The organism is Erythrobacter sp. MTPC3, from assembly GCF_042854385.1.
Lineage (GTDB): Bacteria > Pseudomonadota > Alphaproteobacteria > Sphingomonadales > Sphingomonadaceae > Erythrobacter.
Genome location: NZ_BTGP01000004.1, coordinates 210,717 through 223,304, shown reverse-complemented (window position 1 = coordinate 223,304; position 12,588 = coordinate 210,717). Strand labels below are relative to the sequence as shown.

10 protein-coding genes, 1 tRNA gene and 1 other RNA gene are annotated in these 12,588 nt (G+C 59.1%); 2 read left to right on the top strand and 10 right to left on the bottom strand.

What is annotated here, in order from left to right; genetic code table 11:
* Positions 1 to 19: 19 nt before the first annotated feature.
* The 3 genes from ACGHU1_RS07705 to ACGHU1_RS07695 form a co-directional block, all read right to left on the bottom strand.
* Positions 20 to 682 carry a hypothetical protein gene (locus tag ACGHU1_RS07705; RefSeq protein ID WP_390585332.1) on the bottom strand — a complete coding sequence of 221 codons (663 nt, stop codon included), beginning with the start codon at positions 680 to 682 and terminating at the stop codon, positions 20 to 22.
* A gap of 169 nt (positions 683 to 851) precedes the next feature.
* Positions 852 to 2,075 (bottom strand): tyrosine-type recombinase/integrase, encoded by a 1,224-nt coding sequence (locus ACGHU1_RS07700; RefSeq protein WP_390585330.1) that lies wholly within the window; start codon positions 2,073 to 2,075, stop codon positions 852 to 854.
* Positions 2,076 to 2,271: 196 nt separating this feature from the next.
* Positions 2,272 to 2,357: transfer RNA gene (locus tag ACGHU1_RS07695), tRNA-Tyr, on the bottom strand.
* Positions 2,358 to 2,522: 165 nt separating this feature from the next.
* Here ACGHU1_RS07695 and ACGHU1_RS07690 point away from each other — a divergent pair.
* Both ACGHU1_RS07690 and ACGHU1_RS07685 read left to right on the top strand, forming a co-directional pair.
* A complete protein-coding gene (locus tag ACGHU1_RS07690) occupies positions 2,523 to 3,311 on the top strand; it encodes a TrmH family RNA methyltransferase (RefSeq protein WP_390585328.1) in 789 nt (262 codons plus the stop codon).
* Between the two features lie 28 nt (positions 3,312 to 3,339).
* Entirely contained in the window at positions 3,340 to 4,227 is an 888-nt protein-coding gene (locus ACGHU1_RS07685) for a hypothetical protein (protein WP_390585326.1), read from the top strand.
* A gap of 107 nt (positions 4,228 to 4,334) precedes the next feature.
* Here ACGHU1_RS07685 and ACGHU1_RS07680 read toward each other — a convergent pair whose 3' ends face one another.
* The 7 genes from ACGHU1_RS07680 to hrpB all read right to left on the bottom strand — a co-directional run bounded on the left by ACGHU1_RS07680 (position 4,335) and on the right by hrpB (position 12,585).
* Positions 4,335 to 4,637: an HU family DNA-binding protein gene (locus tag ACGHU1_RS07680; protein WP_390585323.1), complete on the bottom strand. Its 303-nt coding sequence runs from the start codon at positions 4,635 to 4,637 to the stop codon at positions 4,335 to 4,337.
* A gap of 248 nt (positions 4,638 to 4,885) precedes the next feature.
* Positions 4,886 to 7,288, bottom strand: coding sequence for an endopeptidase La (gene lon / locus ACGHU1_RS07675; protein WP_390585321.1), 2,403 nt, complete (start codon positions 7,286 to 7,288; stop codon positions 4,886 to 4,888).
* 169 nt (positions 7,289 to 7,457) lie between these two features.
* A complete protein-coding gene (locus ACGHU1_RS07670; protein ID WP_390585319.1) occupies positions 7,458 to 7,802 on the bottom strand; it encodes a YbaB/EbfC family nucleoid-associated protein in 345 nt (114 codons plus the stop codon).
* Between the two features lie 12 nt (positions 7,803 to 7,814).
* Complete coding sequence (locus ACGHU1_RS07665; RefSeq protein WP_390585316.1) at positions 7,815 to 9,671, bottom strand: DNA polymerase III subunit gamma/tau; 1,857 nt, start codon at positions 9,669 to 9,671, stop codon at positions 7,815 to 7,817.
* Positions 9,672 to 9,729: 58 nt separating this feature from the next.
* Positions 9,730 to 9,824: signal recognition particle sRNA small type (ffs, locus tag ACGHU1_RS07660), an RNA gene on the bottom strand.
* A 34-nt stretch (positions 9,825 to 9,858) separates the two neighbouring features.
* A complete protein-coding gene (locus ACGHU1_RS07655) occupies positions 9,859 to 10,137 on the bottom strand; it encodes an ETC complex I subunit (RefSeq protein WP_390585314.1) in 279 nt (92 codons plus the stop codon).
* Positions 10,138 to 10,158: 21 nt separating this feature from the next.
* Positions 10,159 to 12,585, bottom strand: coding sequence for an ATP-dependent helicase HrpB (gene hrpB, locus ACGHU1_RS07650; protein ID WP_390585312.1), 2,427 nt, complete (start codon positions 12,583 to 12,585; stop codon positions 10,159 to 10,161).
* Positions 12,586 to 12,588: the final 3 nt, after the last annotated feature.

The window sequence follows — 12,588 nt, the reverse complement described above, 5'->3', positions numbered from 1 at the left end:
ACCCATAAAATGCGAGCTTTTACTTGAGATTTAGCCAGACATCGTGCCACTCGTACCTCGGTCGCTCTGAAAGCCAGTTTATCCATTCGCTCGGACCGCGAAGAAAGTTTTTCCGCCGTTCAAGAGGGAGGATCAACAAGGGTAGGCTGGCGATCAGGACTGCTGCAAACAAAAGGGCTTGCAAACACGGGCGGATGATCCTCCACGCACCTCGACGTATTTTTTCGAAGAGCGGCTGAATAGCGGAATTCAAATACATAGCATTCTGAATTTCTTCGAGGATTTCCATCCTCTCGTTCGATGACCTTTTGAAGGCTTCCATTAACGCCAACTGCTTTGCCATTGTCTTTTTGTCTGTCTCCGAAACCTCGTTGCCCTCAAAAAGGGGCATCGAAAGAAGCCCACTAACTTCCGCTTGCGAAAAGCTCGGCGTCCCGACACCAGGCTGAAAATTCGCTAATAGAAGCGCTCCTGCTGCAAAAACCTCAACCTCGCGCTTGCTCGGATTTGTGGCAATTTCGATGAGATAAGCGTGCAAGATGACATCTTTGTCATACAAGAGCTCAGAGACATCGAAGACTCCGGGGCCGTGTTCCTCTAGGTGATCAGAGACCGAGAAAATCACCTTTCTTCGGAAATTGAAGTTTTTTCGGACGAGATCGATGTCTGTGTCAGGCATCATTGTAGAACCCTCCCTAAAAAATGCCGTACTCAACAGACCTCGGAATCCATTGTTATGGCTCGGGCGTCCTTCGTTGGGTGCTGCGTCCATCGCATGTTAGATCAACGGCCTTACTGAAATGAAAATTTCGAAATTTCATGGCATCAATTGCTCACGATATGCCCGAATATCATCCGTCGCCAACACCTTCCGGCTCACCTGAGCTGCCAGAAGCGTTCACACCAGCACAATACCTCCCCCACGCCTCCATCAGCTTTACCCGCGCGCCCGGATTATCCGGCGTGCCCAAATATGTCGTACGGCGATAGGCGGCCTGCACAGCATCCGGCGTCTTGTGCGCCAGCGCCGCTTCGACGACCGCATTGGGGAAGCCTTCGTTTGCCGCCCAGTCGGTAAAGCTGGAGCGGAAACCGTGGACGTGGAAAGGCTCCTGCATGTCGCGCATGACCTTCAGCAGCGTCATGTTGGACATGGCTTTGCCTGTCATGCCGGGAAAGACCACTTCGGCCCCCTCAAGCCGCATTGCATCGGCCTTCACGAGCACTGCCAAAGCGGCCTCTGACAGCGGCACGATGTGCGCCCTGCTGCGTTTCATGTGTTCAGCTGGGATTGTCCAAAGGCGCTGGTCCAGATCGAATTCGTCCCATTTCGCGAGCCGTACTTCCTGCGAGCGAACGCCAGTCAGAATGAGAAGGTCGAGCGCGAGACGCGAATAGGATGGCTTGCGCCGCAGGGCGGTCAGGAATGAAGGGACCGCCACATATGGCATCGCTTTGCGGTTTGCCGGTTTCTTAATCTGTCGCGGCAACCCTCGCCCCGCTTTCAGGCTGCTATTGCCCGATGGAGCCTCCGTGGAGCGCCATCCCTTTGCATGGGAGTAATCGAGCACAGCGCAAATCCGGTTGCGGACCTGGCGGGCTGTTTCAGGGATTTCTTGCCAGATCGGCGTGAGCACCCCAATGATATCGGCAGCGGTGATTCCGCCGGTCGTCATGTCGCCCAGCTTTGGGAAAGCATAGTTCTCCAGACTGGCAAGCCACTGGCGACCGTAGACATCGCTCTTCCAGCCTGCCTCGTTCTCCGAATGATACTGGGTGGCGGCTTCGCGGAAGGTGACCTTGGCGGCTTCCTCGTCCTTGCGCTCGGTCAGCACGTCGCGCTTCTCGACCTTTACCGCCTTGCGGAGATCGGCAGCTTTCGCCCGCGCCTCGGCCAGCGTCACCAGCTTCGGACTACCCAGTCCGATATCCTGACGCTTCCCGTCGCGCTGGATTCTCAGGAGCCAATAAGCTCCTCCTCTTTTGTCGACTCTGAGGACCAATCCGTCGCCATCCTGATAGGTGCCCGGATTCGCCAAAGCGGCCTTGACCGCAATCGCCGTGAGTTTGCCCATAGGTTACTCCCACATCTTTGCCGCCTTTGTGGGAGAACCCAAGTGTGGGAGAAAGCCACTTTACTCCCACATCTCTCCCACACTACGCCCCGGCTGCAAGCAAACGGAAGCGGTCGAGTACGGACGATGTAGAGCAGAATACCCTTGATTTTCTGCGATTTCTAGGGCTTTTCGGGGATGTTCTGAGAAAGGGCGGTGGTGGACAGGGCTGGATTCGAACCAGCGTACGCTTGCGCGGGCAGATTTACAGTCTGCTGCCTTTAACCACTCGGCCACCTGTCCACACCATGCCATGCAGGGATAAATCGCTGCTTTGCAGTGAATCGCGCACCAGCCGAAATCGGCAAGTGCGCTGCCGAGAGGCGCCCCTTTGGCGAAGCGGCGCTTGCCTGTCAATGGGGCGGCTGGCAGGGGGGCAGGCGAAAGCACGAATATACGGGAGCATACATGGCCAAGGGTGATCGAAAACGCGCATTAAGAGGCCGCGCGGGACGTATGAAAGGCGGACGCGGTTCGGGCCGCGGCTCTGCTGGCGCTGTCCGGTTGTGGGGCCGCCACCCGGTCGAAGCTGCGCTGAAAAACCCGAATCGCCAGCACCGCAAGCTGTGGGCAACCCGCGAAGGCATCGAAACGCTGGACGGAGAGCTGCCCGCGGATTTCCCGGTCGAATATGCCGAAGCCATCGACCTTGGCCGGTTGGTCGCAAAGGACGCTCCGCATCAAGGTCTGGTGCTGGAGTGTGAACCGCTGGACACCGTGTTTCTCGACGATTTTGCAAAAGGTGATCCCTCGCAGCCGGTCGTCGTGCTCGATCAGGTGACCGATCCGCACAATGTCGGCGCAATCCTGCGCTCGGCGGCGGCATTCGGAGCGGCGTGTATCGTCACACAGGATCGCCATGCCCCTCCCGAAGGGGGCGTGCTGGGCAAAGCAGCATCCGGTGCGCTGGAGACCGTGCCGTGGGTTCGGGTCGTCAATCTGGCCCGCGCGCTCGATGAACTCGCCGATGCGGGTTATTGGCGGATCGGCATGGCTGGCGAAGCTGAAACGATCCTCTCCGATGCCTTGCCAGAGGGGCCGGTCGCCATCGTACTTGGAGCCGAAGGCGAAGGTATGCGGCACAACATTGCGCAGCATTGCGATGCGCTGGCGAAGCTGCCAATCTCTTCAGTGATCGAAAGCCTCAATGTTTCTAATGCCGCGGCAATATCGCTTTACGCTGCGGCGACCCGATAATCCGGCATCACGGGGGGAGCCTGCCGCTATGAACAAACCGATTTCCATCCGCCTATCCGCCGCGGGCCTTTTGGCGGGGCTTTTCCTACTGTTATCCGGCTGTTTCATCACACCAGGGAAATTCACATCCGAACTCGTCCTGAGCGATGATGAAACCTTCGCGTTCTCTTACGAAGGCGAGATATTCTTCCTCGGCCTCTCCAGCCTCGCCCAGATGCAGGCCAATGCCGAGGAATTTTCGCCAGAGGAATGTTACGACGAAGAAACCTTCGAAACCCGCGATTGCACAGAAGCGGAGCTGGAACAGCAACGCGCCGATTGGGACGCAGGCGCAGATGCGCGCGCTGCGGAAGCCAAACAGCAGGCCGAACAGATGGCCGCGATGACCGGGGGGATCGATCCAAACGATCCCGAAGCGACCGCCGAATTGACCAGAATGCTATTGCGTCAGAACGGCTGGAACCGGGTCGAGGCAAAGGGTGACGGCGTGTTTGACGTTAGCTTCTCGGTCACCGGCAAGATTACCCATGATTTCATGTTTCCTGTGATCGAGGAAATTCCAACTACAAGCCCGTTTGTCCAGATGTTTATCCGAAACGATAACGTCGTGCGCATCAACGCTCCCGGCTTTGCAGCACAGGGCGGTGACAACTCGGCTGCGGGAATGATGGGCGGGATGCTGGGCGGAATGGCAGGAATTGCCGCGATGGGCGGGGAGGACGCTAGCGAAAATCCGATGGCCAATCTTCCGCAGGTCGAGGGGACTTTCACCGTTCGGTCCGAAGGGCAGATGCGCATCCTTGCCAACAACACAGATGAGGGGCCGATGAGCGCCGCGACCGGAGAGGTGCTGAGCTGGGACATTTCGCCGCGCACGGCGGCCGCCCCGACGGCTTTGATCGCAGTCGGGCGCTAAGTTCGCAGCCGAAAAGGTCCTCATATAAAAACCCCGCCGGGCGGATTGCCGGGCGGGGTTTTTAAAACAGCGGTCATGGCCGCTGCCACAACTCAAAAAAACGCGTCTTAGTTTACCGCGTCTTTCAGACCTTTGCCGGCCTTGAATTTCGGCTGGTTCGAAGCCTTGATCGTCATAGGTTCGCCGGTCCGGGGGTTGCGACCGGTAGAAGCCTTGCGACGAGCGACTGAGAACGTGCCAAAACCGACCAAGCGCACTTCATCGCCGCTCGACAGGGACTTTGTAATAGCATCGAACACGCCTTCGACGGCGCCTGCTGCATCACTTTTTGAAAGACCACTGGTTTCGGCAACTGCGCTAATCAGATCGTTTTTGTTCATTTCTGTAACCCCCTCGTATTTTGCGAACACCTTGCGAATTTTGTTTCGATGAATCGCTTCCTCGAAAGCGCGTAGGTTGAGCGATTTTTCGAAGCTGTGTCAAAGGCAAATAGCGCGGAAAAGCGGGCTTTTTCAGGCTTGGGGCACCCATTTGCGACAAAGCGAAGGTCTTGGCCGCCCGTCGCCGGGCGGCCGAGCCTTCTCAATGCGATCAAATTTTGGTGTTCACAGCATCCGATTCGCGGCGGCTCCTGCTGCTTACCTGAGCTGACTTGAGATCAGTGCGCCGTTGTCCCCGCAGTGCCGCTGCCCGCTGGCGAAGCTGCACTCGGCTGAGAGGCCAGATCGTCGGCTTCCGTCCATTCGATGGGCGCTGGCATATCCGTTAGAGCATGTTCCAGCACGACATCGACGTGATCGACAGGAATGATCTCTAGCCCTTCCTTCACGTTCTGCGGAATCTCGGCGAGATCCTTCACATTCTCTTCGGGAATGAGGACGGTCTTGATCCCTCCTCGCAGCGCCGCGAGCAGTTTTTCCTTCAGCCCGCCAATTGCCAGCACCCGGCCACGCAAAGTGACCTCGCCGGTCATCGCGATATCGGGCCGGACTGGAACGCCGGTCAACGTCGAGACGATCGACGTGACCATGCCAACGCCTGCGCTAGGTCCGTCTTTCGGAACCGCACCTTCGGGCAGGTGAATGTGGACATTCTTACGCTGGAACAGCGATGGCTTGATCCCGTAGGCAGGCGCACGCGCCTTCACGAAACTGAATGCCGCCGCGATGCTTTCATTCATCACTTCGCCAAGCTTACCGGTCGTCTTCACCTCGCCCTTGCCCGGCGTCGTGACGCTTTCGATGGTAAGCAATTCGCCGCCCACCGAAGTCCACGCCAAACCGGTCACAGCGCCGACCTGCGCCTCGTCTTCGCCCATGCCGTGCTTGAATTTGCGAACACCGGCAAAATCGCCAAGGTTTTCCGGCGTGATCCGCACGCTTTCGGTTTCCTTTTCGAGGATTTTGCGCAGGCTCTTGCGCGCAAGCCGGGCGATTTCGCGTTCCAGCGTCCGAACGCCGGATTCGCGCGTGTAATACCGGATCAGGTCGCGCAGACCCTCTTCGGTCAGTTCAAATTCGCCTTCTTTCAGGCCGTGCTGTTCGATTTGTTTGTCGATCAAGTGACCTTTGGCGATTTCGACCTTCTCGTCTTCGGTGTATCCTTCGAGACGGATGATCTCCATCCGGTCCAGCAATGGCTGAGGCAAATCTAGACTGTTCGCTGTCGTGACGAACATGATGTCCGACAGGTTCAGATCGAGTTCGAGGTAGTGATCCTGAAACTTGTCGTTCTGCTCAGGGTCCAGCACTTCTAGCAGCGCCGATGCGGGATCGCCCCGGAAATCCTGACCCAGCTTGTCAATCTCGTCGAGCAGGAAGAGCGGGTTGCTGGTCCCGGCTTTTTTAAGATTGCTAACAATCTTGCCCGGCATCGATCCGATATAGGTGCGCCGGTGGCCGCGAATTTCAGCCTCGTCCCGCACACCGCCAAGTGACTGGCGCACAAATTCGCGGCCCGTCGCCTTTGCAATGGATTTGCCGAGCGAGGTTTTACCCACACCGGGAGGCCCGACAAGGCAAAGGATCGGACCTTTAAGCTTGTTCGTCCGCGCCTGCACTGCGAGGTATTCGATGATGCGGTCCTTGACCTTTTCCAGACCGTAGTGGTCGGCATCCAGAATTTCCTGCGCCGCCTTGATGTCTTTCTTGACCCGCGATTTCTTGCCCCATGGCAGGCCGAGCAAAATATCGAGGTAATTGCGCACGACCGTCGCCTCGGCGCTCATCGGCTGCATGCCTTTCAGCTTTTTCAGCTCGGCATTGGCTTTGGCCTTGGCTTCCTTGGGAAGCTTGGTCTGCTCGATTTTTTCGGTGAGTTCGGCAATTTCATCGCCTTCCTCGCCATCGGCCCCGCCAAGCTCGCTCTGGATCGCTTTAAGCTGTTCGTTGAGATAATATTCGCGCTGGGTTTTCTCCATCTGGCGCTTCACGCGCCCGCGAATTTTGCGTTCAACCTGAAGGACCGAAAGCTCGCCTTCCATAAACGACATTACGAGTTCGAGCCGTTTAAGTGGGTTGGTTTCCGTCAGTAGTGATTGCTTGTCCGAAACCTTGGCATTGATGGCTGCCGCGATCGTGTCGCCCAGCTGGCCTGCATCATCGACTTCGCCAAGTTCAACGGTGGATTCGTCGCCCAATTTTTTGTTCAGCTTCGCATATTCGCCGAATTGCTCTGTCACTTGCCGCATCAGCGCGGTGACTTCATTGCCAGCGACGGTTTCCGGTTCAACCAGATCAACCTCAGCGAGGACGTAACCGTCTTCACCGCGAAGCCCGGCGAGTTTCGCGCGGTGCGCGCCCTCCACCATGACGCGGACCGTGCCATCGGGCAGCTTCAGCATCTGAAGCACCTGCGCCACTACGCCGAAATCGTACAGATCATCGCCCTCTGGATCGTCGCATCCCGGATCAAGCTGGGCGAGCAGGAAGATATCCTTGCTGGCCTCCATCGCGGCTTCGAGAGCGGCGACCGATTTGTCGCGGCCAACGAAAAGCGGCACGACCATTCCGGGGAAAACCACAATATCGCGCAAGGGAAGGAGAGGAAATTGCTGTGTCATAGATTTTTGTCCAAGCGGCCATTGGGGCGCGCCTTTGCAAAGGAATATGGGTAGCACGCGTCCCGCCCGCAACTCCCGAGTTCCGGAAGCTGTGGACGCCCATCGCGCGCATCAGTTCTTTAGCGAAAGCCCATCCTTGAAAGAGGGGCGATCAGGCAGCCGAGCGGTTTTAGCCGCCCATGCCCGGCAGGTTGAAACCCGCGGGCAGGCCCATGCCGCCCTGCATCTGCTTCATTTCTTCTGCAGAAACCCGATCAGCCTTGTCACGCGCATCGTTGAAAGCGGCGGTCACCAGGTCTTCGACCATGTGTTTTTCTTCCAGCTTCATCAGGCTGTCGTCGATTGCCACGCCAAGGATGCGCCCTTTTGCAGTGGCGCGCACTTTTACAAGACCGCCGCCTGCTGCTCCCTCAACCTCGATATTATCCAGCTTGACCTGCATGTCGTTCATCTGGGTCTGTATCGATTCAGCGGCTTTCTGTGCCGCCTGCATCATTTCTTCCATCGATTTCATCGGGGTGCTCCATCAGTTCCATTTGTCGCCGGCGGCTCGTGCCACTTGAGTGTCTGTCTCGACCAGCTCGGCATCGGGGAATGCTTCCAATGTGGCCTTCACTAGCGGGCTCGACAAGACCCGGTCGCGATCAGATTTCGCCTTGGCTTCGGATTGTTCACGCAAACTTAGCTGTGCATCGCCTGTGCCTTTTTCTACCAGCCACCTCTTGCCGGTCAGCTTTAGCAGCGCGTCGCGGATATCTGGCGAAGGATCGTCGGCAAAACTGTCAGCCTGCTCGAAAACAAGCTTTTCCGGCGAGAGTTCGATCACACGTATACGGTCGCGCATCATCTGCGCAACACGCAGCTGTCCGGCATTGTCGACACGGTCGACCAGCTCCTCCCAATCAAGCGACCCGCCCGAAGACAGCGCAGTTTGCGCTGCGTGTTCGAACCCCGCGACCGCGGTGCCGGTTTCGCCAGCCGGGGCCGGAGCGCGGTTTGCAAGTTCTTCGATGCGTTTCGCCAGCTTACCCGGATCGGGAAGCTCCGCCGCGTGCAAGACGCGAAGCAGCGCCATTTGTAGTGTAACCAGCGGATCGGGCGCCTGTCGCACCTCCTCATGACCTTTAAGCAAAAGCTGCCACAGGCGGTGCAATTCGCCCGCGCCAAGCTTAAGCGCAAATTCCGCCAATGCCGCGCGCTCTTCTTCGCTGGGCGCATCGGGTTCGCTGCCGGAAACCTGCGCGACGGTGATTTTGTGCGTCAAATCCATCAATGCGCGCATCAGGGCGAGCGGCTCCACGCCGAGAGCATATTGTTCATCGATGGCTGCAAGCAGCGCCTTTGCATCCCCTTCAAGAAGGTGGGTCAGCAGGCTGCGCTGTGCGCTTTTGTCCGCCAGCCCCAGCATATCCCGCACGCGGAGCGCCGTTACCTTGCTATCGGAATCAAGATCGGCATGGGCGATCGCCTGATCCAGAATCGACAGTCCGTCTCGCACCGAACCCTCGGCTGCGGCGGCGATAATTCGCAGCGCCTCTTCCTCCGCCTCGACACCTTCTTTTGCGCATATATTGCCAAAGTGGCTGGCGAGCAGATCGGACGGGATGCGGCGCAGATCGAAACGCTGGGTCCGGCTGAGCACGGTGACCGGTAGCTTTTCAACCTCGGTGGTCGCGAACAGGAATTTCACATGCGCAGGCGGCTCCTCCAGCGTTTTCAGCAGCGCGTTGAACGCGTTGCGTGACAGCATGTGAACTTCGTCGATGATATAGATTTTATACCGTGCAGAAACCGCGGCATACCGCACCTGCTCGATAATATCGCGGACATCATCGACCCCAGTGTGAGAGGCGGCGTCCATTTCGATCACGTCAATGTGGCGCCCTTCGGCAATTGCCGTGCATGGCTCACACACGCCGCAGGGATCGATGGTGGGTCCGCCCTCCCCGTCTGGCCCGACACAGTTCAGTGCTTTTGCGATCAGGCGTGCGGTCGATGTTTTGCCGACCCCGCGAACACCCGTCATCAAAAATGCGTGCGCCAGCCGGTCACGCTCAATCGCATTGGCGAGCGTGCGCACCATCGGTTCCTGACCGATCAACTCCGAGAATGTCTGTGGGCGGTATTTGCGGGCGAGAACGCGGTAGGGTTGATTTGCCTGATCAGCGCCCGGCGGAGCCTTTGGCGACGCGGGCGGTGCGGTTTCCTCAGAGTTTTCCACCGAGACAGTTTCAGGCGCAGGATCATTTTGCGGCGCTGGTTCAGACGCCGGTTCCGGGGCCGGATCGCCGAACATGGAATTTTGCCCGGCAGCCTCCAATTCAGCGGCGGTGGGCGAATTCTCTTGCTCGCTATCGGGCAGGTCTGGATCGGAATCAGTCACACGCGCAGGCTAGGCGCTTGCGAGACATTTGTCATCGCGGTGATTGATAGAAAAGCTGGAAAAAGGAGCCGAGCGACCCGCCGCAATTCACCTGGGCTGCTTCCTTCCGGACCTGACCCGGTGAGCGAACGCAAACGTCCACCCGACTCCCGAACCGGCATATGGCGACGCGGGACGGAAAAAGCAATTACCGAAAATTGTCGGCGTAGGCTTGCAGCTTCAACGTTTTAGGCGGGGTGGAGTGCACACGTGCGGTGATGCCGTATTTTTCAGCATACGCTTTCGCCGCATCTTTCGACGGAAAGTTCAGCTTTACCTGCGCCTGCGTGTCGCCGCTGCCAGTCCAACCCATCAGCGGGTCGGGCTTGCGCGCCTCGGATTGCTCGAATTCGAGCACCCAGGTATCGGTCTTGGCCTTGCCCGATTGCATCGCGCTTTTGGGTTGCTGATAGATTCGTGCAGTCATGTTGCACCCGATAATCCAAACTCAGCTGCGATTGAAGGCGTTTTTCGTTTTCAGGCTCGGCTTTTCCGTCCACGGCTGATCCGGCCAGCGATGCTTGGGATAGCGGCCTTTCATATCCTTCGCGACATCAGCCCAGCTACCCCTCCAGAAACCCGGCAAGTCTCTGGTCGACTGGATCGGTCTTCCGGCAGGACTGGTCAGTTTAAGCAAAAGCGGGACGCGTCCGATCATCGGCTGCGTGTCGAGCCCGAAAAGCGCTTGGACCCGAACCTCTACACTGGGCGCATCGTCGCCTGCATAATCGATGGGATGGCGCGTTCCTGCGGGAGAGGCAAAGTGTGTCGGCGCTTCCGCTTCGAATTTCTGCCGCGTGTTCCAATCGAGCCGCGCGAGCGCCGCGTCAGCAAACCTTTGCGGCGAAACCGAAAGATCGCGTCGCCCTGTCAGCAGCGGCGTCAACCACAAATCAGCATCCTCGCGCAGAGCGCCTTCGCCAAGAGCATCGACACCTGTAAATTGCGCGCGGGCAAGAAAGCCAGCCGGGAAAAGTTCCCCCAACCTATCCAGAGCTTTATCCACAAGGAATGCGGCCATTGCGTCCGCATCGGGCTGCGGGTCTGGCCCGCGTGACAGCGTGATCGCCCCCAGCCGCCTTTCCCACCGCGCCTCGGCACGGTCTGCATCGGTGTTCCAGCTGAGGATAGAACGTTCTTCGACCCGGTCTGCAAAGATAATTTCAATCCGGCGCGCCGGAATTTCAATCCCGGCGGTGATCCGCGCGCCTTTCGCCTGCCCTTGCGCATCGGCAATGACGATCCATTCGGCAGAGGCAAGCGGCGATGCCGGGTCCAGCTGAAATCCGCGACCGCCAGCCGTAATCCACTGCTCGCCGCTCTTGTCACGCCGCCTGGCCACGAAGTCAGGTCTGGCGATCGCAAGGCATTCTGCGGCATCATGGGCGGCGCTCTTTGTCCCAAGGTCCGCCTTTGCGGCTGCCCTCGCCCACCCGGCAGCGATCTGCGCCGCGCTTTGCGCCCTGCGCGAACGATCGTTCTTCCAGCCGTTCAGCCGCTGCGCCAGATCTTCGCTGCGCCCGCCAAGCCCTCGCTCCTGAACCAGCATGATCAAACGCGCCGCCTCTTCTGCGCATCCTGCCAATGCTCCGTGCAGCACGGCTGCGGCCTGATCGGGCGACATCGGCATCGACGCGATGTCATCACCCCACGCGGTGATCCGGCCAGTATCGTCCAGCGCGCCAAGGGCGGTGAGACTGGCGTGCGCAGCCGCAATTGAGGCGGCAGGCGGTGCATCCAACCACGGCATATCCGAAGGGTTCACAGCCCCCCACTTCGCCAGCTTCAGCACGAGCGGCGCGAGATCGGCGATATCGATTTCCGGCGGCGAGAATGCCGGCCTGCCGCCATGTCCGCCCTCTTCCCACAGCCGATAGGCGATGCCCGGTCCCTGCCGTGCAGCGCGCCCTGCCCTTTGTGTGGCCGCAGCCTGACTGGCACGGCGAGTCACCAGATGCGTAGTTCCGGCGGCGCGGTCATGTTCTGCATACCGCGCAAGGCCGCTATCGACGACGACCGAAACTCCGTCCAGGGTAAGGGAGGTTTCCGCGATAGCCGTCGCCAGCACGATCCTGCGCCGTCCTCCGGGGTCTTTACGAATTGCCTCGCGCTGGGAAGCCGGATCGACCTGCCCGTGCAGGGCAAGGATCGGCGTTTCGGGCAGCTTTGGCTCCAGCCGTTCGCGGGCGCGTTCAATCTCTCGCATTCCGGGAAGGAAGGCTAGGATATCGCCCTCCTGCTCTTTCCATGCGGTCATTATTCCGCGCGCGACCTGATCTTCAACCGAAGCCGTCCCATCGCTGCCCAGCCAGCGCAGCTCAAGCGGGTAACTGCGCCCCTCGCTTTCAATAACAGCCGCGTCCTCGCCCAGCAGGCGCGCAAACCGGGTGCCGTCAATCGTCGCCGACATGACAAGCACCCGCAGGTCTTCGCGCAGCACCGACCGGGTTTCCAGCGCCAGTGTTAATCCCAGATCGCTGTCGAGGTGGCGTTCGTGCGCTTCATCAAACAGCACTGCAGAAACGCCGGGCAGTTCAGGGTCATCCACCAACCGGTTGACGAGGATCGCTTCGGTGACGACCAGAATGCGGGTGGCCGATGACACCTTGCTATCAAGCCGCGTCATGTAACCGGCGGTCTGGCCCGGTTTCTCGCCCAGCATCTGCGCCATACGTTCAGCAGCGGCGCGGGCGGCGACCCGGCGCGGGGAGGTGATGATGATCGTCCCGTCGCACCAGCTTTCTTCGAGCAATGCAGGGGCGACAGCGGTCGTCTTGCCCGCGCCGGGAGGAGCGATCAGCACCCCCGCCCCCGATTCGGAAAGCGCGGTGCGAATTTCGGGCAATACATCGCTGATTGGCAGGCGGTCAGACACGGC

Coding starts and splice junctions, on each gene's coding strand:
- ACGHU1_RS07655 (WP_390585314.1), bottom strand. CDS start 10,137: ATGACTGCACGAATCTATCAGCAACCCAAAAGCGCGATGCAATCGGGC.
- ACGHU1_RS07690 (WP_390585328.1), top strand. CDS start 2,523: ATGGCCAAGGGTGATCGAAAACGCGCATTAAGAGGCCGCGCGGGACGT.
- ACGHU1_RS07700 (WP_390585330.1), bottom strand. CDS start 2,075: ATGGGCAAACTCACGGCGATTGCGGTCAAGGCCGCTTTGGCGAATCCG.
- lon (WP_390585321.1), bottom strand. CDS start 7,288: ATGACACAGCAATTTCCTCTCCTTCCCTTGCGCGATATTGTGGTTTTC.
- ACGHU1_RS07685 (WP_390585326.1), top strand. CDS start 3,340: ATGAACAAACCGATTTCCATCCGCCTATCCGCCGCGGGCCTTTTGGCG.
- ACGHU1_RS07670 (WP_390585319.1), bottom strand. CDS start 7,802: ATGAAATCGATGGAAGAAATGATGCAGGCGGCACAGAAAGCCGCTGAA.
- ACGHU1_RS07705 (WP_390585332.1), bottom strand. CDS start 682: ATGATGCCTGACACAGACATCGATCTCGTCCGAAAAAACTTCAATTTC.